A 22,318-nucleotide genomic window follows, 5' to 3' on the forward strand; every position below is an offset into this window, starting at 1 on the left:
AGATGCCCAACCTTAAGGACCTCAAAAATCGGATCGAAAGCGTCAAGTCGACGCGGAAGATCACGAAGGCCATGCAGATGGTGGCCGCCGCAAAACTGCGGCGGGCACAGGAAGCGGCCGAAGCAGGTCGTCCCTACGCAGAACGGTTTAACGCCGTTCTGGGTGGGTTGGCAGCTTCGTCGGGGGGCGACAGCGCTCCGAAACTGCTTTCGGGTACGGGTTCGGATCAAGTCCACATGCTTGTGGTCATGACTGCCGAACGCGGCCTTTGCGGTGGCTTCAACTCGTCGATCGCCAAGATGGCGCGTGCAAAAGCGGAAGAGCTGATCGCTTCGGGCAAAACGGTCAAAATGCTGACCGTTGGCAAGAAGGGTCGTGAGCAACTGAAGCGCGACTTCGAAGATACCATGGTTGACCATGTGGATCTGTCGAGTGTGCGCAACGTTGGTTACGACAACGCACAAGGCATCGCCAACGACCTTATCCATCGTTTCAACGAGGGTGAGTTCGACGTCGCGACGATCTTCTATAACAAGTTCGAAAGCGTGATCAGCCAGATCCCGACTGCCCAGCAGGTCATCCCGGCCAGCTTTGACGCCCCTGAAGAAGGTGCTGAAGAAGCCTCGACCGTCTATGACTATGAGCCGTCGGAAGAAGGCATTCTTGCAACGCTACTGCCTTCGGGCGTGGCCACGCAGGTCTTCACCGCGCTGTTGGAAAACGGTGCCTCGGAGCAGGGTGCGCGGATGTCTGCAATGGACAACGCAACCCGCAACGCAGGCGACATGATCGACAAGCTGACCATTCAGTACAACCGTTCGCGTCAGGCCGTGATCACCAACGAACTTATCGAAATCATTTCGGGCGCCGAGGCGCTCTAAGGAACCGGAGAAACAACAATGGCTAACGCTAAAGGTAAGATCACCCAGGTGATTGGCGCCGTTGTGGACGTTCAATTCGAGGATGCCCTTCCCGAAATTCTGAACGCGCTCAACACCGACAACAATGGCAACAAACTCGTTCTGGAAGTTGCACAGCACCTTGGTGAAAACACCGTCCGCTGTATCGCTATGGACGCGTCCGAAGGTCTGGTCCGTGGTCAGGAAGTAACTGACACCGGCGCGCCGATCTCGGTGCCGATCGGCAACGCAACTCTGGGCCGCATCCTGAACGTCATCGGCGAGCCCGTTGACGAAAAAGGCCCTGTTAAATCGAAAGAAAGCCGCCCGATCCACGGCGAAGCGCCTGCTTTCGAAGACCAGTCGACCGAGACTGAAATCCTGACAACCGGCATTAAGGTTATCGACCTTTTGGCCCCCTACACCAAGGGTGGTAAGATTGGTCTGTTCGGCGGTGCTGGTGTTGGTAAAACCGTTCTGATCATGGAACTGATCAACAACATCGCTAAAGTGCACTCGGGTGTGTCCGTGTTCGCTGGTGTTGGTGAGCGTACCCGTGAAGGCAACGACCTGTACCACGAGATGATTGAATCGGGCGTTATCGTTCCCGACGATCTGGAGAAGTCGAAAATTGCGCTGGTCTACGGCCAGATGAACGAACCTCCCGGCGCACGTATGCGTGTTGCTCTGTCGGGTCTAACCCTGGCGGAACAGTTCCGTGACGACACCGGTTCGGACGTTCTGTTCTTCGTCGACAACATCTTCCGCTTTACCCAAGCTGGTTCGGAAGTTTCGGCTCTCTTGGGTCGTATTCCTTCGGCGGTTGGCTACCAGCCGACCCTGGCCACCGACATGGGCGCCATGCAGGAACGTATTTCGTCGACCAAATCGGGTTCGATTACTTCGGTTCAGGCCGTGTATGTTCCCGCGGATGACTTGACCGACCCTGCACCTGCAACCTCGTTTGCCCACCTTGATGCTACGACCGTTCTGGATCGTTCGATTTCGGAAAAAGGCATCTACCCGGCGGTTGACCCGCTTGGTTCGACCTCGCGTCTGCTGGATCCGCTGGTCATCGGTGACGAGCACTATAAAGTTGCCACCGACGTTCAGGAAATCCTTCAGCGCTACAAGTCGTTGCAGGACATCATCGCCATCCTTGGCATGGACGAACTGTCGGAAGAAGATAAGCTGACTGTTGCGCGCGCTCGTAAGATCGAACGCTTCCTGTCGCAGCCTTTCGACGTGGCAAAAGTGTTCACTGGCTCGGACGGTGTTCAGGTTCCGCTGGAAGACACCATCAAGTCGTTCAAGGCTGTTGTGGCTGGCGAATACGATCACCTGCCCGAAGGCGCCTTCTATATGGTTGGCGGCATCGACGAAGTGGTCGCCAAAGCCGAGAAAATGGCGGCAGACGCTGCATAAGCTGAACCGCTGAAGGAGGGCCTCTGATGGCTGATACGATGCAATTCGACCTGGTGTCGCCCGAACGAAGCCTTGCTTCGCTTCAGGCGACTGCGGTCCAGCTGCCGGGTGCCGACGGTGACCTGACGGCGATGCCGAACCACGCACCGACGATCACGACGCTGCGTCCCGGTATCGTTCGCGTCGAGTCCCCCGAAGGCAATGCCGAGTTTGTTGTCACGGGCGGTTTCGCCGAAGTGACAGCGGCTGGCACCTCGGTTCTGGCTGAACGTGCCCTGCCTGTTTCGGAAGTGACGCAGGACATTCTTGACGGGTTCGTGTCTGATGCGGCTGCCGCATCAAGCAACGCAACCGCTGAGAACTTGGACGAACTGGCCAAACGCACGGTAGATATCGCTGCAATGGCAAGTGACCTGGGTCTGTCCGTGAAAGGCTAAGCCCACGGAACATGATTTTGAGAAGCCCCGCCATCTGGTGGGGCTTTTTGCATTTGCGCTTTCCCGCACATCACGTCACTGATGTGAGCAAAGGAGCGCGATATGAAAAAACGCGGAGCAATCTGGTTCATTCTGGCCACCATCCTTCTGGATGCGGTGGGTATTGGGATTGTGTTTCCAATCATGCCTGACCTGATGGAGCGTGTCGGTGCGGCCAACACCGCTGATGGCGCGTTCTGGGGCGGGATTCTTATGGCGTCCTATGCCGCGATGCAGTTCCTGTTCGCTCCGGTGATTGGCGGAATTTCGGACAGTCTTGGACGGCGGCCTGTTCTGCTTCTGGCGTTGGTCACATTGGCGGTGGACTATGTGGTCATGGCATTGGCGACGACGTTCTGGTGGCTGTTGATCGGACGCATTCTGGCCGGGATCGCTGGCGCGACCTATATCACGGCGACGGCCTATCTTTCTGATATTTCCAAACCCGAAGAGCGCGCTGCGAATTTCGGCTTGATTGGGGCCACGTTTGGGATCGGCTTTGTCATGGGACCTGCGATCGGCGGGTTGGTGGCAAGCTTTCACATCACGGCCCCGTTCTGGCTGGCCGCTGCGCTGGCAGCCGTAAACGTTGCGTTTGGACTGTTTCTGCTGCCCGAAAGCCTTGCGCCGGAAAAACGCCGCGCCTTCACCAAGCGTGATCTGAACCCGTTTGGCTCGATCTTGGATGCGTTCCGCTTGCCCGGAATGATGCTTCCCTTGATCCTGATCTTTGCGTTCGAGTTCGCCAATATGGTCTATCCAACGCTTTGGGCGTTCTGGACGCGCGAGGTCTTTGGGTGGGGAACTGCCCTGATCGGCATTTCTTTGGCATCTTATGGAATAGCCGTCGCGTTTACACAGGGGGTGGTCATGCGCTTCCTGCTGCCCAAGATTGGTGAATACCGCACGTTGATCTTCTCGATCATCTGTTCGATCGCCGCCTTTGTTGTTTTCGGGCTAACGGGAACTGTGTGGGTGATGTTCTCGTTCATCATCGTGGCGGCCTTGGCCGACATGGCACCGCCTACGATGACTGCGATGATGGCCAATATGGTATCGGAAGATCGACAAGGGCTGTTGCAGGGCGTCATTGCCAGCTTGGGGTCGATTGCCGCCGTGATTGCACCGATGGTTGTGACAGGCGTCTTTCAGAAGTTCGCTGACGAGGACGGCGCAATTTACCTTCCCGGCGCTCCATTTTTGCTGTCTGGATTGATTGTGCTTGTACTGCTACCCTATTTTTTGCGTTTGAAAGCGCAACCTTAACTTGTTTTAGCCATAATTATTCGGCATGAACGATTAGAATTTAATGGACTACGTTAGATTATGAAGCGAATTCGACCCCATATGTTGGGCGTAGACCGAGGGAGCAAGGTACTCTTCTCGGATTTCGAACATGACGGAGAGATGTGGACAGGTAGTGGACCACGCAAGTTACGGACAGCTATCCGTTTCTCCGAGCCCTTCGTGACCCCGCCCACCGTCACCGTTTCGATGTCGATGTGGGACATTGCCGGTGAAAGCAATCAACGCGCTGATATTCTGGCCGAGAACGTGACCGAAAACGGGTTTGAAATTCTGTTCCGCACGTGGGGGGATACGCGCGTCGCACGCGTTCGGGCGGATTGGCTGGCAATCGGCGAAGCGTCGAATGATGACATCTGGGATGTTTGAAGCCCGCGTATGGAACTAAAAAAGGGCCCCGTGGGGCCCTTTCGTATTTCTAATTTCCTGCTCTGATCAGGAATACATGCCTTCATACAGAGGCTCCAATGTGTCGTGGTCGAACAGCGAAGACACGGACGTACCGCCCCAGATGTTCAGAATGGCCTGCGCAAACATGGGTGCAGTTGGGACCACACGGATATTCTCGGCGTCCAGAACCGGCTTGGTCGGCTCGATCGAATCCGTGATCACCAGCGATTTCATGACAGAGCTCTGCACGCGCTCGACAGCGGGGCCGGACATAACACCGTGGGTGATATAGGCATGCACTTCGCTGGCACCTTGAGCCATCAGGGTTTCGGCGGCTTTGCACAATGTCCCAGCGGTATCACAAATGTCGTCCACAATGATGCAGCGCTTGCCTTCAACATTCCCGATCACGGTCATCTCGGCCACTTCACCAGCTTTTTCGCGGCGTTTGTCGACGATTGCCAGTGGGGCGCCGATGCGCTTTGCCAGCTCGCGGGCACGGGCCACACCGCCGACGTCGGGCGAGATCACCATGACTTCGCCAAGGCAGTCTTGGAAGTGGTGCTTTACATCCAGCGCAAAGATCGGGCTGGCATAAAGGTTGTCCACCGGGATATCGAAGAAGCCCTGGATCTGTGCAGCGTGCAGGTCCATGGTCAGAACCCGCTCGATTCCTGACTGAGCGATCATGTTGGCGACCAGTTTGGCGGAAATCGGAGTGCGTGCCTTGGTGCGTCGATCCTGACGCGCATAGCCAAAATAGGGGATCACAGCGGTTGTGGTTCGGGCCGATGACCGACGCAGCGTGTCGGCCATGATCAGAAGCTCCATCAAGTTGTCATTCGCAGGGTTAGACGTCGGCTGAATGATAAACATGTCCTCGCCGCGAACGTTTTCATAAACTTCGACGAAGATCTCGCCATCGTTGAAACGTTCTACGCGGGCGTCGACCAGTCCCACACTTGCCCCGCGATGCATCGACATGCGCTTGGCAACTGCTTTGGCGAGCGGGCGGTTGGCATTGCCCGAGATAAGTTTCGGTTCGGTGGTGGATGGCATGGCAGCAGACCCCAGAATTGCTCTGTATGACAGAATCGTGACGTTGACACCCAATAACACCGGGATAGATTTCGGGAAACAGCATTGGCGCAACAGGGGGCCGAAAAATGAGCCATATTGACTATTATTTCACAGTGCTATCGCCGTGGGCTTTCCTTGGCGGTAAGCGGTTCGCCAAGATTGCCGAAACGCGCGGCGGGTCGGTCACTTTCAAACCAGTGGATATCGGGCAGCTTTTTACGCGTACCGGGGGGCAGTTGCCCAAAGATCGTCATCCGTCGCGGATGGAGTATCGCATGCAAGAGCTGAAGCGCTGGTCAAAGGCGCTGGATATGCCGATCAACGTTAACCCTGCGCATTGGCCGACCAACGGGGCACCCGCTTCATACGCGATCATCGCCGCCCAAAGCGCTGGCACAGGTGATGTTGGTGCGTTGGTGGATGCGCTGATGCGCTCGATCTGGATGGACGAGAAAGACATCGCAGAAGATGCAGTCATCAAGGCCTGCCTGTCGGAGGCCGGGTTTGATCCGTCGCTGGCGGATAGCGGTCTTTTGCTAGGGGCCGAGGCCTATGCCAAGTATACTGACGATGCCGTGAATGCGGGCGTATTCGGGTCGCCCTTCTATGTCTGCGATGATGGCGAAAAGTTCTGGGGTCAGGATCGCCTTGATATGCTTGATGCACATTTGGCGGCGCAGGGCTAAGGATGTTGGACGTTCTGGGTGGATGCCCGACCTTTTGGGACACGCAAGGTGCGGGCCCGCGCGAGGCGCTCTTTATTCACTGCTCGTTGGCGCATTCCGGCGCGTGGCGCGCTGTGCGGGCCGCGTTGGGCCGCGATTTGACGTCTCTTGCCTATGACCTGCCGGGCCATGGGCGCAGTGCTGATTGGGACGGGCAGGGCGATTATCAGGACGCGGCGACCCAGGTGGCGCTGGAATTGCTTTCACGTCATGCGCAGGGGCCGGTTGATCTGGTTGGCCACAGTTTCGGGGGCACGATTGCCTTGCGCGTTGCGCAGATGGTTCCGAACAAGGTGCGCAGCCTAACCTTGTTTGAGCCGGTCCTGTTCACCGCTGCCAAGGACCATCCGGCCTATGCCGACAATCACCGTTACATGAATGGCGTTTTTGCGGATGCGATGCGTGCTGGCGACCGGATGGAAGCAGCCCGGCTGTTCAATTGCCAATGGGGCGGTGATGCAGGGTGGGATGCACTGCCTGCACGTTTGAAACAAGACATGGCAGACCGCATCCATCTGATCCCTGCCGGGCGCAGCGTGACGCATGAAGATAGGCATGGTCAGGTGGCACCCGGCGCCTTGGAAAACGTGACGCTGCCGGTCCTGTTGCTAGAAGGACAGCATTCGCCTGATCTGGTGCGTGCCGTCCACGATCAGATGCAGGCGCGGTTCCCAAACGTCCGCCGTCAGGTGATTGCGGGTGCCGGGCATATGGGGCCGATCAGCCATGCGCAAGAGGTCTCCACCAGCATTCGAGACCACATTCTGCAAACGGTCGAGGTCTAGGCCACCTTACCCATGCGCCAGCGCGACAAACCGGTCGATGTTCTCGTCCGTCATGGACCAGTCGGAGACCATGCGTGCGGTCAGGATCTCGTCCGGGTCGCTGCCCTCAAGGTTATCGTCCCAGACGTAATAGGCTGCACCTGCGTCATGCAGGCGCTGATGGCCGGCGCGGGTCCATCCAGCAAAGCTAATATTGGCCTGCGGTTCGTGCAGAAAGCTCACGCTTTCAATCTGCTTCAATCCACGAACCAAGCGCGCATTGGCCGCATTCGACTTTCGCGCCAGATCCAACCACAAATCGCCTTCGAGATAGGCCAACATCTGCGCTGCCAAATACCGGTTCTTCGAGAACAGATGCCCACCGCGCTTGCGGCGTAGTTCGAATTCCCATGCATGTTTGGGGTCGAAGAAGATCACGGCCTCGACGCCCATGCAGCCATTCTTGGTGCCGCCGAAGCTGACCACATCCACGCCTGATTTCCATGTCATCTCGGCTGGGGTGCAGCCCAAAGCCACCAACGCATTGGCAAACCGTGCGCCGTCCAGATGGACGGGCAAGTCATAGGATTTAGCAACGTCACACAGCGCTTTGATCTCGGCCCCGGAATAGACTGTGCCGCGTTCAGTCACGTTGGTAATCGACACCGGACCGCGCTGGGGGCCATGTACGCCGCGGGTTTCCTCGCTTGCGATGGCGCCGCGCAGCGTGTCGGGTGACATTTTGGCATGCTCGGCTGGCACCAAGGTCAGCTTTGCGCCGCCAGTATAGAATTCGGGCGCGTTGCACTCATCCTCGTGGATATGTGCCTCGGGCGAACAGAAGATCGTATCGAACGGCCGCGCCAGTGTCGCCAGCGAGATCGAGTTCGCTGCCGTGCCAGTCGCCACCAGATACACCGCTGCCTCGGGGGCCTCAAATATTTCGCGAATGCGGGCAGTGACCTGCGCCATGATGTCATCCGCCCCATAAGGCATGGCGTAACCTTCGTTGGCTTTGGCCAAAGCGTCCATCACATTCGGGTGCACAGGACCCGTGTTGTCAGAGGCGAAAAACATTAATGTGGCTCCTCGATCAGGTGATCTTCCCATTCGTCTTCGGGGACTTCAAATTCCGGTACTGTCCAGCCCTGCACGCTGCGCCCGGCCTTATGCACGCTGTTTGGATCGCCCGACACTAGCGGGTGCCAGTCATACAAGGGCTTGCCTTCGTGGCGCAGGCGATAGGCGCAGGATGCGGGCATGAAATAGGCGGTTTCGCCGATGTTCTCGGGCGTCAGGTGGATGCATTCGGGAACGAATTGCAGGCGGATGTCATATTGCGAGCACTGGCACGTATCGCCATCCAGAAGGCGGCATGCGACGCGGGTAAAAACGACGTCTCCGGTGTCTTCATCTTCCAGCTTGTTCAGGCAGCATTTTCCGCAGCCATCACACAGCGCTTCCCATTCCTGAGGTGTCAGCTGATCCAGCGGACGTTCCCAGAACTTCTTGCGCAGGGCCTTGCCCATCAGTCGGCCAGAAAATCGGCGGCGATCCGCATCTCGCGCAGGGGGCGGACGCGGGCAATCGATTCCTGATAGATCGGATGCGCCTTATAGGCGGCCAGCTGGGCTTCGTCCTCGAACTCTCCATAGACCACCACGTCAGGCGAGGGGCCGGGGATCGGATCTTCGAACCGGTTCTCGGCGATCTCAAGGCGGATGCAGTCGGGGATGCCTTTCAGAAGCTCTAACCCTTCGCGGACGCGGACGCGGTCTTCGGGGCGTTTGGCAGTGAAGAAAACGATGTGACGGATCATGGGCGGCTCGGCAGTTGAGAGAGAATGTCACGCGCACGGGCGCAGTCGGCGTCCATCTGGGCGATCAGGGCGTCCAGCCCGTCGAACACCTCTTCCGGGCGCAGATAGTCGATCAGGGCGACGGATAGCTGTTCGCCGTAAATGTCGCCTTTAAAGTCAAAAATGAAGCTTTCGATATTGGGCAGGTTTTCCCCAAACATTGGGCGCGTTCCCATCGAGGCAGCGCCACCATAAACGCCCTGATGCGGGCCAGTCAGGATCTCGACTTCAACCACATAGACGCCAAACTTTGGCGGATGCAGGCCCGCGATGGACATGTTGGCAGTGGGATAGCCCAGATCGCGGCCACGTTGGTCGCCCCGGATCACCTCGCCGTCAATGCGGTGCCAGTGGCCCAGCATGCGGGCGGCGTCGCGTGGGCGGCCTTCGGTCAGGGCCGTGCGGATCGCGGTCGAGCTGACCTCGCCCACATCGTCCGACATCAGGGGGGCGACGGTGACGCCAAAGCTCAGCTCTTTGCCGAGTGTTTCAAGGATCTTTGGCGTGCCTGCGCGATCCTTGCCGAAATGGAAATCAGCACCGACGAAAACATGGGTCAGGCCCAGACCCTCGACGATCACGTCGCGGGCGAATTCTTCGGGTGTCAGCGCGGACAGGGTGTCGTTGAAGCTAAGTTCAAACAGCGTTTGGATCCCCAGCTTCTCTAACCGGTGCGCGCGGGTGTCTGCGTTCATCAAGCGAAACGGAGCGGCTTTCGGTGCGAAGTATTCGCGCGGATGCGGTTCGAACGTCATTACACCCAAAGGCGCACCCAGCTCGGCCGCTTTCTGACGGGCGATGTCGATGACATACTGGTGGCCCAGATGAACGCCGTCAAAATTGCCGATGACTGCCGTGGCACCTCGGTCAGATGGATTTACAAACTGATAGTCACGAATGATCCGCATATGCTGGCCTTAGCGGTCCAGCGGGGCCTGTGCAAGCCCAAGGCGGCTTGCGGATCAAATTCGTGACGACCCTGCACAGATGGATACGCATGTGCCAGCGCGTGGCAGGTGGTGGTGGGGCATTGGAGCGATGGTTCCGATGCCTAAGGTGGAGGACGTCTCGGACTTGTCCGGGGCCGNTTTGCGCAGAGGGGCAACGCCCCTTCAAGCTTGCGAAGTGAGCTGCCAAAAGATGTCCGAAACCGGGGGTTGAACGGCGCTAACAATTCGGCTAGCGTCGCGTCAAGAACATCAAAGGGAAATGCCGATGCGAAATTTCAGGACTCCATACCGCGACTAAAGACGCCGGTCCTGAAGGGCTGCCGCCAGCCCCGCTTCTCTCATTTCAATTCCCTTTTGCGCACGAGGCGCCACTATGTTCCGTTTCTTTGAAAACCTGATCGACCCGTTTCGCTCGTCCCCTAACGCAACCCCACCTGCCAAGCTGTGGCCCTATCTGAAATCCCACTATGCGGGCTTCGGCAAGTTGATGGCATTCATGGCGCTCTCTGGCGTCATTGTTGCTCTGATCGAAACCGGCCTGATCTTTTATACAGGGCGGGTTGTCGATCTGATGACCGAGGCAACACCCCAGACCTTTTGGGCCACAAATGGCACCGAATTGCTGCTGGCCGCGCTGTTTATCCTGTTCCTCAGACCCGTTGCCATTCTGGTAAACCATCTGTTTCTTGAACAGACTCTGGCGGGCAATATGCAAGAGCAAGTCCGCTGGCGGGCGCATCGGCATATGCTGGGGCAGTCGCTGGGTTTCTTCCAGAATGATTTTGCGGGCCGGTTGTCGAACCGCGTCATGCAGCTTGGGCCTGCGGTGGAAGACAGCACCTATATGTTCTTCGAAGGCATCTTCTATGCCACCACCTATGTGCTGAGCGCGATGGTGATCTTGGGGCAGGTGGATCCTTGGTTGTCGTTGCCGCTTGCGATCTGGCTGGTGCTTTATGTGCTTTATGTGCGCTACATCGCCAAACGCGTTGGTGTTGCGTCCGAGAAATGGTCCGACGCGCGGTCTTTGGTGACCGGACGGATCGTGGATGCCTATGCCAATATCGAAAGCGTTAAGCTGTTCTCGCAGGGCGAGGGTGAAGAGCGTTACGCGTTGTCGTCTTTGCGCCGGCTGCGCCTGCGGTTCCAGCGCTTCCTGCGCCTGATGACCGAGATGAGCTTTGGTCTGAACCTGCTGAATGGTTTCCTGATCGTAGGCGTTCTTGGCACGGCAGTCTGGCTGTGGTCGCAGGGCGTCGTGTCAGTGGGCGAGGTTGCTGCCGCATCTGCCCTGGTTATTCGTCTGAACGGCATGTCCGGTTGGATCATGTGGGTCACCATCCGCTTGTTCGAGCATATGGGCGTGATCCGCGAGGGCCTGCGCTCGATCGCAGTCGAGCACGAGCTGACGGACGCGCCGGGCGCACCTGCTTTGGCGTTGAGCGACGGGAAGATCAGCTTTGAGGGACTGACGCACCACTATGGTAAGGGCGTTGGCGGTCTGGACAATGTGTCTTTGACTGTGCGTCCGGGCGAGAAAGTTGGGCTGGTCGGTCGGTCTGGCGCGGGCAAGTCCAGCCTTGTGAACCTGCTGATGCGTTTCCGTGATCCCGAAGGGGGCCGGATCCTGATTGATGATCAGGATATTCGACAGGTGACGCAGGACAGCCTGCGCGCGCAGATCGGGATGGTGACACAGGACAGCAGCCTGTTGCACCGTTCGGTGCGCGCCAATATCCTGTATGGCCGTCCAGATGCCAGTGAGGACCTGATGGTCTCGGCCGCGCGTCAGGCGGAAGCGCATGAGTTCATCCAGACGCTGGAGGATCCACAAGGGCGCACGGGCTTTAACGCACATGTCGGTGAGCGTGGTGTCAAACTGTCCGGTGGTCAGCGCCAACGGATCGCCATTGCCCGCGTCATGCTGAAAAACGCACCCATTTTGGTGCTGGACGAGGCGACCTCGGCGCTGGACAGCGAAGTCGAGGCTGCAATCCAGAAAACCCTTTATGGAATGATGGAAGGCAAGACTGTGATCGCCATCGCACACCGCCTGTCCACCATCGCCCAGATGGACCGGATTGTGGTGTTGGATCAAGGCCGGGTGATCGAGGATGGCAGCCACGACGAACTGCTGGCCGCCAAGGGCACCTATGCCGGCCTATGGGATCGCCAGTCGGGCGGTTTTCTGGCCGACGAGTAAACAATTGCGGCGGGGCAGAATTTTCCTGCCCCGCTGCCCCGCGACTCACTTGACGTCCCCCAAGAAGGCGTCTATTCACCGCGGACGGAATTCGGGGCGCTGCCGTGGCAGTGCCCGTTTGTATTGACCGGCTGGACGTGAGCGGCGCGAGGGCGCGCTGAAATCTCACCAATCTGGCCCGAGAGAGCAAGGATAAGAGCCATGTCGCGTGTTTGCGAACTGACCGGAAAAGGCCCGATGACTGGCAACAATGTCAGCCACGCCAAAAACAGAACCCGCCGCCGGTTTCTGCCGAACCTGAACGACGTGACGCTTCAGTCGGAAGCACTGGGTCGCGCCTTCAAACTGCGCATCTCGGCTGCTGCCCTGCGTTCGGTTGACCACCGCGGTGGTCTGGACGCGTTCCTGGCAAAAGCCAAGAACGACGAACTGTCGGCCAACGCGCTGAAGATCAAGAAAGAAGTTGCGAAAGCTCAGGCAGCCGCCTAAGCCCTGCGCTTTTCTGGATCGACCAGATTTTGAACCGCCCCGGCCCTTGGCTGTGGGCGGTTTTCGCGTAACTCTCGCCTGTTACATTTTGTCACTTGTCGCCCCACAGAAAGAGGCATAGCAAGGTCGCATGATCCGTGCTGTGTTTGTACATGTTGTGGCCTTTGCGCTGACCATCACCAGCTTTGCGCTGGCGGATGCCCGTGGTGAAAACCCGGATCTGAACGGTGCGTTTGATATGGTGCTGTGCACCGGCACTGGTATGACGACTATTACACTCGGCCCGGATGGAGAGCCCATCGAATCGGTGCACCTCTGCCCTGATGGAACTTCCATCTTCGCAGCCTCGTTCGCTCTTCCGTCCCTGAATAAGCCCGAAATACGGGTGATCGCGCGCATCGTCCCTTCGCGCGCTGTTGCTTTGGCGGGTCGGGTTGAATTGTCCCCGTCTGCCCGAGGTCCCCCGGCGCTGGTCTGATCCCTTCCCTCAAGACCAACTCAAAGACCTAAGGAAAAGACTATGTTCCGTATGAAGACCGTTTTGGCTGCCGGTGCAGCTGCCCTTCTTGCTATGCCTGCTTTTGCGGGCGACATCATGATCAAAGATTCTTATGCGCGTGCCTCGGGTATGAATGCCAAAGCTGGCGCTGCCTTCTTCCAGATCATGAACCATGGTGCCGAAGATGATCGCCTGATCGCTGCGAAATCTGATGCTGCCAAACGTGTGGAGCTGCACACCCACAAAGAAACCGCCGACGGCGTGATGAAAATGATGGAAGTCGAAGAGGGCTTCCCCGTGGCTGCCGGTGGCATGCATGCGCTGAAGCGCGGCGGCGATCATGTGATGTTCATGGGGCTGAACGCGCCCTTTGTGGATGGTGAAACCCTGACAGTCACGCTGGTATTTGAGAAAGCCGGCGAAATGACCGTAGAGATCCCAGTCGACCTGAACCGCAAACCTGCGATGGGTGGGCACGGACATGGTCACGGCGAAGGCCATGGTGACATGAATAAAGACGACACGTCCAACTAAGGGCTGTCCGTCGAAATTGGGGGTGCGGGGCGACATTGCGTCCCGAGCCCCGCACCCCCATTGAGGGGTTTCGCCAACCCCGAATGGCCGTAGCGTGTCGCTGCGGCCTTTTTTATGGAGCGCCTTAGCTCAGATTCGCCGCAATGGGCTTTAGATCGCAGTTACCTCGGTCAAGTATTCTTGACCGAGGTAACTGCGCCGAGCGCCTCGAGTTCGCCAGCCTTGATGTGAATTATGCTGTAGGTATCACTGCCCTCAGGCAGCTCAAGCACCAACCACGGCAATTCTGGGATGTCACTTGGCTTTTCTACGTTGCCAGTGATGGACCAGTCTTCGACAAGGAAGGCGCGAACGGCCTCGGGGTCGTTCCCGAGGTTTTCAAGCCAAAGTTGGTAGCCGTGCGCGATACCTTCGGATAGCCTGCGGCGGCCTAGGCCAGAGAACAGGCGAGAAACCTTAGTGAGTAATTCCATAACGTGTGTTCCAATTCTAAAGTTGTGAGGCCGCGGCCTGTGAACGCGTATACCCCATCAGGTAACCTTGCCCTGAGCATTTCGGAACTTGAATTCCTGAAGGAACATAGAGCGCGTGAAGTCCTGTCGGTTGCTGAATTATCTACCGAACACCAGTTCATAGCCTCAATCACCCAAGCTGGGCAATCTCGGCCTCAGAACCAGAATGAGACTTCAAGTTTGCGTGCCACATCAGCTGCTCCAGAAATCGTGGCGCAGCCCGAAATTTCGGCATCTGAGGTTTCGCGTGAGGTGACCGAGCTACACTAGGTAGAGATGAGCGCAATTGGTTGGTCTGCAGGATATACAGAGAATGCGTTTGAAAAGATTGGAAGCATAGAAGCTGAGCGGGTGTACGGTGAGTGACCACAAGAGCTAACTAATCGTTCCCCGAGCTTAGCAGGCTACACCAACTTGTGTGATGTGATTCGCGGCAAAGCCCGCTAATGGGAGAAAAAACAACTGCGGACCGATCTTGCGCCTCTTTCTTCTTACCTTTCTCACCATGGCCGCCTTTGCGGCGAACTCTCTTTTGAATCGGGCAGGGTTGGCGGAGGGCGCCATTGGGCCGGCCGGATTTGCGTTGATCCGCGTGATTTCGGGAGCGGTGATGTTGTGGGTGTTGTTGGCGTCTGGCCGGAAGAAACTGCCCCAGCGGGCCAAACCCGATTGGATCTCGGCTGGGGCGTTGGCCACTTATCTTCTGGGTTTTTCCTTCGCCTATGTCGCGCTTGATGCAGGGCTGGGGGCTCTGGTGCTGTTTGCCATCGTGCAGGTCACGATGTTCGCGGGTGCGCTTCGGATTGGAAACCCGATTCCCGCTCTGCGTTGGGGCGGCATGATCGCATCCATGTTGGGGCTAGCCTATCTGGTCTGGCCGTCCGACGATGTGCAGCTCCCTTTTCTTCCTCTGGTGCTTATGGCGGTCTCGGCGATTGGATGGGGCACCTATTCTTTAATCGGGCGACGGTCAGCAGAACCGCTTCAAGCGACTGCGTGGAATTTTATCTATGCCACACCTATCGTCGCGATCGTCACGCTTCCACTTGCCTGGGAAGAGGTATTGTCAACTTCGGGTGCCCTTCTGGCCGTCACATCGGGTGCAATCACGTCCGGACTTGGCTACGCGCTTTGGTATCGTGTCTTGCCGCAACTGACCGCAAGCGCTGGCGCCTTGGTGCAACTTTCGGTACCAGTAATTGCGTTGGGTGCAGGAGCGCTTTTTCTGGGTGAAGTTGTCGACCCACGCGAGATTACCGCCTCAGCCCTTGTACTTGGTGGCATCGCCTTCGGACTGATCGTGCGCAAATAGTGGCGAAGACTTGCGTCACTAAGAAGGCTCGTCTATATGCCCCCGGTGGCTTTACGTCACAGAATCAAAACCGAGAAAAGCCGTGTTTGGCCCCGTATCGCTTCTGGGGTCAGTTCCGGCAAAGGAGAAGCGATATGAAATTGCATGAACTGCGCGACAATCCTGGCGCAACAAAACCCCGCAAACGTGTTGGTCGTGGTCCCGGTTCGGGCACTGGTAAGACCGGTGGCCGTGGTATCAAAGGTCAAAAGTCGCGTTCGGGTGTAGCCATCAATGGCTACGAAGGCGGCCAAATGCCCCTCTACCAGCGTCTTCCCAAGCGTGGCTTCAACAAGCCGAACCGCAAGAAGTTCGCTGTGATCAATCTGGGCCTGATCCAGAAATTCATCGACGAAAAGAAAATCGACGCCAAAGACATCAACGAAGACACTCTGGTGGCTTCGGGTCTGGTCCGTCGCAAGCTGGACGGTGTGCGTGTTCTGGCCAAAGGTGAACTGACCACCAAAGCCAACATCACCGTGACCGGTGCGTCGAAATCGGCCGTTGAGGCTGTCGAGAAAGTTGGCGGCAAATTGACCGTGGCGGCGAAGGCTGCGGCTGAATAAGGCCTTGTGAGGGGCGCGCCCGCCCCTTACATGTCTAATCACGTTTTCAAGCGCCGCCGGAGCCGGGAACGGTCCGGCGGCGTTTTTCTTGATCCAAGGGGGCCTTATGGCATCTGCAGCAGAACAAATGGCGTCGAACATGAGCTGGAGCGCCTTCGGCAAGGCGACCGAGCTTCGCCAGCGAATCTTCTTCACGATCGGGCTTCTGATCATCTATCGTCTTGGCACGTTCATTCCCGTCCCGGGGATCGACGCAAACGCCTTGCGTGACTTCATGGACCAAGCGCAATCCGGCATCGCTGGCGTACTTGGTATGTTCACAGGTGGCGCGCTAAGCCGTATGGGTGTGTTTGCCCTTGGGATCATGCCCTACATTTCGGCCTCAATCATCATTCAGCTCATGTCCTCTATGTGGGAGCCGCTGAAACAGTTGAAAAACGAAGGCGAACAGGGCCGTAAGAAGATCAACCAATTTACCCGCTATGGCACCGTTCTGCTGGCTACGGGGCAGGCCTTTGCGTTGGCGAACTCTCTGCAGGCTGGTGATCTTGTTACCAGCCCCGGCATGTTCTTCATTGCATCCTGTGTGATTACGCTGGTTGGCGGCACCATGTTCCTAATGTGGCTGGGTGAGCAGATCACCGCGCGCGGCATCGGCAACGGCATCTCGTTGATCATTTTCGTGGGCATCGTCGCCGAAATCCCTGCCGCGCTGGGTCAATTCCTGGCTTCGGGCCGTTCGGGTGCCATCAGCCCTGCGGTGATTATCGGTGTGATCGTCATGATGGTCGCCGTGATTGCCTTCGTCGTGTTCATGGAACGCGCGCTGCGCAAGGTGCACATCCAGTACCCGCGCCGCCAAGTTGGCATGAAAGTGTATGACGGTGGCTCGTCCCATCTGCCGATCAAGGTGAACCCGGCTGGTGTTATCCCGGCGATCTTCGCCTCGGCGCTTCTGCTGCTGCCGACCACGATTTCGACCTTCTCGTCCGGCCAGTCCGGTCCTATCATGTCGACAATCTTGGCCTATTTTGGCCCAGGGCAACCGCTTTACCTGCTGTTTTTCTCGGCCATGATCATCTTCTTCACCTTCTTCTACACCAAGGAAGTTGCGTTCAAGACGGACGAGGTTGCCGACAATCTGAAGAACCAGAACGGTTTCGTGCCCGGCATCCGCCCCGGCAAGAAAACCGCCGAGTATCTGGACTATGTTGTCACCCGCCTGTTGACGCTTGGCTCGATTTATCTGGCCGCTGTCTGCTTGATGCCGGAAATCCTGCGCAGCCAGCTGGCGATCCCGTTCTACTTCGGCGGCACCTCGGTGCTGATCGTTGTGTCGGTGACCATGGATACGATCCAGCAAGTGCAGTCGCATCTTCTGGCCCACCAGTATGAGGGCCTGATCGAGAAGTCGCAACTGCGCGGTAAGAAACGCAAGAAGGGGCCTGCACGTCGATGAACATTATTCTTCTTGGGCCGCCGGGTGCCGGCAAAGGAACGCAAGCCGCCAAGCTGGTGGAAGAACGCGGCATGATCCAGCTGTCGACCGGTGACATGCTGCGCGAGGCGAAAGCCTCGGGCACCGAGATGGGCAAGAAAGTTGCCGCCATCATGGACGCGGGCGAGCTTGTCACCGACGAGATCGTGATTGGTCTGATCGAAGAGAAGCTGGAAGGCGACACTGGCGGAGGCTTCATCTTTGACGGCTTCCCCCGCACGCTGCCTCAGGCCGACGCTTTGGGTACACTTCTTGAGAAGCACAATCAGACGCTGGACGCTGTGATCGAAATGCGCGTGGATGACGAGGTTCTGGTTGGCCGCATCGTCGGCCGCGCCGAGGAGGCCCGCAAAGCAGGCCAGCCTGTGCGTGCCGACGACAACGAGGAAAGCCTGAAGATCCGTCTGATGGAATACTACAAAAAGACCTCGCCGTTGATTGGCTACTACTGGGCCAAGGGCGATCTGAAATCGGTCAACGGTCTGGGTACCATTAACGAAGTGCAGGGCGATATCGCCGAGGTGCTGGGCGCCTGATCCAGACGCCATTTATGAATAGTTAAGCGCCGCGGCCCTGTCGCGGCGCTTTGATTTTTCGGTGCCAAGTCGGGGTGTTCAAAAGGCTTGGTGCCATGATGGGTTGACGAACTGTTCAAACCCGAGTAACTCACCCCATCCCTAACGGGAATCGGTGTGTCTGCGGGGTCGCTCCCCAAGTCTCACCAGACCAAAGAATTCAGCGCGGCCCGCTTGGAATGATCCGGCGGGCTTACGTTGTGAAAAAAGGTTCCGGAGCTACGGAACCGCAACGAAAAGGAAAGACTACGTGGCACGTATTGCTGGCGTAAACATCCCGACCCACAAACGGGTCCCGATCGCCCTGACATATATTACTGGTATCGGCCATACTTCGGCTGCTGCTATTTGCGAAGCTGTAAAAATCGACGTAACCCGTCGCGTGAACGAACTGTCGGACGCTGAAGTCCTGGCAATTCGCGAGCACATCGACGCGACCTACACCGTTGAAGGTGACCTGCGCCGTGAAGTGCAGATGAACATCAAGCGTCTGATGGACCTGGGCTGCTACCGCGGTCTGCGTCACCGTCGCAACCTCCCGGTACGCGGTCAGCGTACATCCACCAACGCACGTACTCGCAAAGGTCCTGCAAAGGCCATTGCTGGTAAGAAGAAATAAGGGAGGGTTTGACCAATGGCTCGCGATAAGACTCGTACCAAGCGTAAAGAGCGTAAGAACATCGCATCCGGTGTTGCTCACGTGAACTCTTCGTTCAACAACACCAAGATCCTGATCTCGGACGTGCAAGGCAACGCCATCTCGTGGTCGTCGGCTGGCACCATGGGCTTCAAAGGCTCGCGTAAGTCGACGCCGTATGCTGCTCAGATGGCTGCGGAAGACGCTGGCAAGAAAGCTCAGGAACACGGTGTTAAGACGCTGGAAGTTGAAGTTCAGGGCCCCGGTTCGGGTCGTGAATCGGCTCTGCGCGCTCTGGCTGCTATCGGTTTCAACATCACCTCGATCCGTGATGTGACCCCGATCGCACACAATGGCTGCCGCCCGCCGAAGCGCCGCCGCGTATAAGAACATTTTACGGCCGGGCCCCGCACGAAGCGTGGCCCGGTTTCCGTCATTTTAACCTCGGGCGTCCTGCCCTTTGGACATGGGGACAGGACAAGTATGGAGGGACGCATGATCCACAAGAATTGGGCAGAATTGATCAAGCCGACACAGCTGGACGTAAAGCCGGGCAATGACCCCGCACGTCAAGCGACTGTTGTTGCTGAACCGCTGGAGCGTGGCTTTGGTCTGACCTTGGGCAACGCCCTGCGCCGCGTGCTGATGAGCTCGCTGCAAGGTGCCGCTATCACGTCGGTTCAGATCGACAACGTCCTGCACGAGTTCAGCTCGGTTGCTGGTGTGCGTGAAGACGTCACCGACATCGTTCTGAACCTCAAAGGTGTTGCGATCAACATGGAAGTCGAAGGCCCCAAGCGCCTGTCGATTTCGGCCAAAGGCCCGATGGTTGTCACCGCTGGTGCGATTTCGGAGTCGGCGGGCATCGAGATCCTGAACAAAGATCACGTGATCTGTCACCTGGATGATGGCGCGGACCTGTTCATGGAACTGACCGTCAACACTGGCAAAGGCTATGTGGCGTCGGATAAGAACAAGCCGGAAGATGCGCCGATTGGCCTGATCCCGGTCGATGCGATCTATTCGCCGGTCAAGAAAGTGTCGTATGACGTTCAGCCGACCCGTGAAGGTCAGGTTCTGGACTATGACAAACTGACGCTGAAGCTGGAAACCGATGGTTCGGTTACCCCTGAAGATGCCGTGGCCTTCGCTGCGCGCATTCTGCAAGACCAGCTGTCGATCTTTGTGAACTTCGACGAGCCGGAAGCCGCTGGTCGTCAGGACGAAGACGATGGTCTTGAGTTCAACCCGCTTCTCTTGAAGAAAGTGGACGAGCTGGAGCTGTCGGTGCGTTCGGCAAACTGCCTGAAGAACGACAACATCGTTTACATTGGCGATCTGATCCAGAAAACCGAAGCCGAGATGCTGCGCACTCCGAACTTCGGCCGCAAGTCGCTGAACGAGATCAAAGAAGTGCTTTCGGGCATGGGTCTGCACCTTGGCATGGATGTCGAGGAATGGCCGCCTGAGAACATCGAAGAGCTGGCGAAGAAATTCGAAGACCAGTTCTGATCCGCGGAGCATTCCCAGCAAAAGTGGATACCGGTTTTGCGGTTCGGGAATGCGACCAACGATCATTGACAAGTTTCCGGGGGCGGCGTAGAGCGGCCCCCGAAATGCCCGCGCTGGCGGGGAACATCTGGGCAATCCTGCCCCAAGGAGAGGGACCGACACGCATCGGTTCTCAGACAAAGCACCGCTCGTCCAAGAGCACCAAAGAAGGATTAAGAAAATGCGTCACGCTCGTGGTTACCGCCGCCTGAACCGCACACACGAACACCGTAAAGCCATGTTCGCCAACATGGCTGGATCGCTGATCGAACACGAACAGATCAAAACCACCCTGCCCAAGGCCAAAGAATTGCGCCCGATCATCGAAAAGATGATCACGCTGGCCAAGCGCGGCGACCTGCACGCACGTCGTCAGGCTTCGGCCCGTCTGAAGCAGGAAGCTCTGGTCGCCAAACTGTTTGATGTTCTGGGTCCGCGCTATCAGGACCGTCAGGGTGGTTACGTTCGCGTTCTGAAAGCTGGCTTCCGCTATGGTGACATGGCGCCGATGGCGATCATCGAATTCGTTGATCGTGACGTTGACGCCAAGGGTGCAGGCGACCGCGCTCGTCTGGAAGCTGAAGAATCTGGTGCAGACGCTGAAGCATAAGAACTGCGCATAACACGTTCCGAAAGCCCCGCTTTGATGCGGGGCTTTTTGTTTTTGGGCTTCCCCCTGCGATGCCGCGTGCTTAGGTTCTGCCCATGGCTGACCTTTTCGACAGTTCCACAGATCGCCCGGATCAGGGCCGCGCCGCGCCGCGCCCTTTGGCGGATCGGCTGCGTCCGCAATCCTTGTCGGATGTGATCGGCCAAGAACAAGTGCTCGGCCCTGAAGCCCCTCTGGGCACGATGCTGGCCGCAGGCAGCTTGGGATCTTTGATCTTCTGGGGCCCGCCCGGCGTTGGAAAAACCACCATTGCCCGCCTTTTGGCCCGCGAAACCGATTTGCATTTCGTCCAGATCAGCGCGATTTTTTCTGGCGTGCCTGAGCTGCGTAAAGTGTTTGAAGCTGCCAAGCATCGCCGTGCGAACGGGCAGGGGACACTTTTGTTCGTTGACGAGATCCATCGCTTTAACAAAGCACAGCAGGACGGATTTCTGCCCTATATGGAAGATGGGACAATCCTTCTGGTTGGTGCCACCACGGAAAATCCTTCGTTTGAACTGAACGCTGCTGTGTTGTCCCGTTCGCAGGTTTTGGTCCTGACCCGCTTGACCCTTGCCGATTTGGAACGCCTTGTACAGCGCGCCGAACAGGACCTAAGTCGCGCGCTTCCGTTGACAGGGGAAGCCCGCGAAGCGCTTCTTGAAATGGCAGATGGGGATGGCCGCGCGCTTTTGAATTTGGTGGAACAAGTCACCGCATGGAAGGTTGACGGAAAGCTTGATGTCGAAGGCCTGTCATCGCGCCTGATGAAGCGGGCCGTTGTCTATGACAAATCAGGGGACGAGCACTACAACTTGATCTCGGCGCTGCACAAATCCGTGCGTGGCTCGGACCCAGATGCTGCGCTTTACTGGTTTACGCGAATGCTGAATGGCGGCGAAGACCCTCGATTTCTGGCGCGACGATTGACCCGCATGGCGGTCGAGGATATCGGGCTTGGCGACCCGCAAGCCCAGCGGGTTTGTCTGGATGCGTGGGAGACCTATGAACGTCTGGGCAGCCCAGAAGGCGAGCTTGCCTTGTCTCAGGCCGTGATTTATTTGGCGCTCGCCCCGAAGTCGAACGCGAATTATGTGGCGTATAAAGCCGCCGTCAAAGCCGCCAAGAAAACCGGATCCGCCCCACCGCCCAAGCACATCCTGAACGCCCCGACCCAGTTGATGGAAGATCAGGGCTATGGTGATGGCTATGCCTACGACCATGACGCCCCAGACGGCTTTTCAGGCCAGAACTATTTCCCGGATGATATGAAGCGGGGCGTCTACTATATTCCGGTCGAGCGCGGGTTCGAGCGCGAGCTTAAAAAACGCGTCGACTATTTTGCAAAGCTGCGCGCGAAACGCCAAAGCTGACCCCCCCTT

26 protein-coding genes are annotated in these 22,318 nt (G+C 57.6%); 20 read left to right on the forward strand and 6 right to left on the reverse strand.

All coding sequences use genetic code 11. From position 1 onward, the window contains the following. Positions 1–2: 2 nt before the first annotated feature. The 5 genes from FIL88_RS01335 to FIL88_RS01355 all read left to right on the forward strand — a co-directional run bounded on the left by FIL88_RS01335 (position 3) and on the right by FIL88_RS01355 (position 4,474). Complete coding sequence (locus FIL88_RS01335; RefSeq protein WP_142852024.1) at positions 3–881, forward strand: F0F1 ATP synthase subunit gamma; 879 nt, start codon at positions 3–5, stop codon at positions 879–881. An 18-nt stretch (positions 882–899) separates the two neighbouring features. After that, positions 900–2,324: a F0F1 ATP synthase subunit beta gene (gene atpD / locus FIL88_RS01340; protein WP_142852025.1), complete on the forward strand. Its 1,425-nt coding sequence runs from the start codon at positions 900–902 to the stop codon at positions 2,322–2,324. Between the two features lie 26 nt (positions 2,325–2,350). Further along, the gene (locus FIL88_RS01345) at positions 2,351–2,761 is read left to right on the forward strand and encodes a F0F1 ATP synthase subunit epsilon (RefSeq protein ID WP_142852026.1); all 411 of its coding nucleotides are present in this window, start codon (positions 2,351–2,353) and stop codon (positions 2,759–2,761) included. Between the two features lie 102 nt (positions 2,762–2,863). Then, positions 2,864–4,066 (forward strand): MFS transporter, encoded by a 1,203-nt coding sequence (locus FIL88_RS01350; protein WP_142852027.1) that lies wholly within the window; start codon positions 2,864–2,866, stop codon positions 4,064–4,066. A gap of 60 nt (positions 4,067–4,126) precedes the next feature. Next, a complete protein-coding gene (locus FIL88_RS01355; protein WP_142852028.1) occupies positions 4,127–4,474 on the forward strand; it encodes an H-type lectin domain-containing protein in 348 nt (115 codons plus the stop codon). A 66-nt stretch (positions 4,475–4,540) separates the two neighbouring features. On the opposite strand, the gene FIL88_RS01360 is transcribed toward FIL88_RS01355, so the two are convergent. Continuing rightward, complete coding sequence (locus tag FIL88_RS01360; RefSeq protein WP_142852029.1) at positions 4,541–5,554, reverse strand: ribose-phosphate pyrophosphokinase; 1,014 nt, start codon at positions 5,552–5,554, stop codon at positions 4,541–4,543. Between the two features lie 107 nt (positions 5,555–5,661). Between FIL88_RS01360 and FIL88_RS01365 the strand changes: the two genes are divergently transcribed. Further along, positions 5,662–6,261, forward strand: coding sequence for a 2-hydroxychromene-2-carboxylate isomerase (locus tag FIL88_RS01365; protein WP_142852030.1), 600 nt, complete (start codon positions 5,662–5,664; stop codon positions 6,259–6,261). A 2-nt stretch (positions 6,262–6,263) separates the two neighbouring features. Then, entirely contained in the window at positions 6,264–7,085 is an 822-nt protein-coding gene (locus FIL88_RS01370; protein ID WP_142852031.1) for an alpha/beta fold hydrolase, read from the forward strand. A gap of 6 nt (positions 7,086–7,091) precedes the next feature. Here the strand turns inward: FIL88_RS01370 and FIL88_RS01375 are convergent, their stop codons facing one another. The 4 genes from FIL88_RS01375 to FIL88_RS01390 are packed head-to-tail and all read right to left on the reverse strand — an operon-like array spanning position 7,092 to position 9,830. Further along, positions 7,092–8,141 (reverse strand): threonine aldolase family protein, encoded by a 1,050-nt coding sequence (locus FIL88_RS01375; RefSeq protein ID WP_142852032.1) that lies wholly within the window; start codon positions 8,139–8,141, stop codon positions 7,092–7,094. Beyond that, entirely contained in the window at positions 8,141–8,593 is a 453-nt protein-coding gene (locus FIL88_RS01380) for a YcgN family cysteine cluster protein (protein ID WP_142852033.1), read from the reverse strand. Before FIL88_RS01380 ends, FIL88_RS01375 begins: the two co-directional genes overlap by 1 nt. After that, a complete protein-coding gene (locus FIL88_RS01385; protein ID WP_142852034.1) occupies positions 8,593–8,883 on the reverse strand; it encodes a Dabb family protein in 291 nt (96 codons plus the stop codon). The genes FIL88_RS01380 and FIL88_RS01385 overlap by 1 nt, the downstream gene beginning before the upstream one ends. After that, positions 8,880–9,830, reverse strand: a complete 951-nt coding sequence (locus FIL88_RS01390; RefSeq protein ID WP_142852035.1) for a bifunctional riboflavin kinase/FAD synthetase — start codon at positions 9,828–9,830, stop codon at positions 8,880–8,882. Before FIL88_RS01390 ends, FIL88_RS01385 begins: the two co-directional genes overlap by 4 nt. Positions 9,831–10,245: 415 nt before the next feature. Between FIL88_RS01390 and FIL88_RS01395 the strand changes: the two genes are divergently transcribed. From FIL88_RS01395 to FIL88_RS01410, 4 genes are all read left to right on the forward strand, one after another. Next, positions 10,246–12,075: an ABC transporter ATP-binding protein gene (locus FIL88_RS01395; protein ID WP_142852036.1), complete on the forward strand. Its 1,830-nt coding sequence runs from the start codon at positions 10,246–10,248 to the stop codon at positions 12,073–12,075. Positions 12,076–12,276: 201 nt separating this feature from the next. Continuing rightward, positions 12,277–12,564: a 50S ribosomal protein L28 gene (rpmB, locus tag FIL88_RS01400; RefSeq protein ID WP_108855324.1), complete on the forward strand. Its 288-nt coding sequence runs from the start codon at positions 12,277–12,279 to the stop codon at positions 12,562–12,564. A 130-nt stretch (positions 12,565–12,694) separates the two neighbouring features. Further along, positions 12,695–13,042 carry a hypothetical protein gene (locus FIL88_RS01405; RefSeq protein WP_142852037.1) on the forward strand — a complete coding sequence of 116 codons (348 nt, stop codon included), beginning with the start codon at positions 12,695–12,697 and terminating at the stop codon, positions 13,040–13,042. Between the two features lie 51 nt (positions 13,043–13,093). Continuing rightward, a complete protein-coding gene (locus FIL88_RS01410; RefSeq protein WP_142853406.1) occupies positions 13,094–13,597 on the forward strand; it encodes a copper chaperone PCu(A)C in 504 nt (167 codons plus the stop codon). 170 nt (positions 13,598–13,767) lie between these two features. Here FIL88_RS01410 and FIL88_RS01415 read toward each other — a convergent pair whose 3' ends face one another. Beyond that, entirely contained in the window at positions 13,768–14,070 is a 303-nt protein-coding gene (locus FIL88_RS01415) for a hypothetical protein (RefSeq protein WP_142852038.1), read from the reverse strand. 514 nt (positions 14,071–14,584) lie between these two features. Between FIL88_RS01415 and FIL88_RS01420 the strand changes: the two genes are divergently transcribed. The 9 genes from FIL88_RS01420 to FIL88_RS01460 all read left to right on the forward strand — a co-directional run bounded on the left by FIL88_RS01420 (position 14,585) and on the right by FIL88_RS01460 (position 22,309). Next, positions 14,585–15,421: a DMT family transporter gene (locus tag FIL88_RS01420; RefSeq protein ID WP_221931103.1), complete on the forward strand. Its 837-nt coding sequence runs from the start codon at positions 14,585–14,587 to the stop codon at positions 15,419–15,421. Between the two features lie 134 nt (positions 15,422–15,555). Beyond that, the gene (gene rplO / locus FIL88_RS01425; RefSeq protein ID WP_142852039.1) at positions 15,556–16,026 is read left to right on the forward strand and encodes a 50S ribosomal protein L15; all 471 of its coding nucleotides are present in this window, start codon (positions 15,556–15,558) and stop codon (positions 16,024–16,026) included. A gap of 106 nt (positions 16,027–16,132) precedes the next feature. Beyond that, complete coding sequence (secY, locus tag FIL88_RS01430) at positions 16,133–17,485, forward strand: preprotein translocase subunit SecY (protein ID WP_142852040.1); 1,353 nt, start codon at positions 16,133–16,135, stop codon at positions 17,483–17,485. After that, positions 17,482–18,060 (forward strand): adenylate kinase, encoded by a 579-nt coding sequence (locus FIL88_RS01435; RefSeq protein ID WP_142852041.1) that lies wholly within the window; start codon positions 17,482–17,484, stop codon positions 18,058–18,060. The genes secY and FIL88_RS01435 overlap by 4 nt, the downstream gene beginning before the upstream one ends. Before the next feature lie 289 nt (positions 18,061–18,349). Next, complete coding sequence (gene rpsM, locus FIL88_RS01440) at positions 18,350–18,718, forward strand: 30S ribosomal protein S13 (protein ID WP_142852042.1); 369 nt, start codon at positions 18,350–18,352, stop codon at positions 18,716–18,718. A gap of 15 nt (positions 18,719–18,733) precedes the next feature. Then, positions 18,734–19,123 carry a 30S ribosomal protein S11 gene (gene rpsK / locus FIL88_RS01445; protein WP_108857342.1) on the forward strand — a complete coding sequence of 130 codons (390 nt, stop codon included), beginning with the start codon at positions 18,734–18,736 and terminating at the stop codon, positions 19,121–19,123. A 108-nt stretch (positions 19,124–19,231) separates the two neighbouring features. Continuing rightward, the gene (locus FIL88_RS01450) at positions 19,232–20,248 is read left to right on the forward strand and encodes a DNA-directed RNA polymerase subunit alpha (RefSeq protein ID WP_142852043.1); all 1,017 of its coding nucleotides are present in this window, start codon (positions 19,232–19,234) and stop codon (positions 20,246–20,248) included. Positions 20,249–20,468: 220 nt separating this feature from the next. Next, entirely contained in the window at positions 20,469–20,897 is a 429-nt protein-coding gene (gene rplQ / locus FIL88_RS01455) for a 50S ribosomal protein L17 (protein WP_142852044.1), read from the forward strand. A 95-nt stretch (positions 20,898–20,992) separates the two neighbouring features. Beyond that, entirely contained in the window at positions 20,993–22,309 is a 1,317-nt protein-coding gene (locus FIL88_RS01460; protein WP_142852045.1) for a replication-associated recombination protein A, read from the forward strand. Positions 22,310–22,318: the final 9 nt, after the last annotated feature.

It is taken from the genome of Aliiroseovarius halocynthiae, assembly GCF_007004645.1.
GTDB lineage: Bacteria > Pseudomonadota > Alphaproteobacteria > Rhodobacterales > Rhodobacteraceae > Aliiroseovarius > Aliiroseovarius halocynthiae.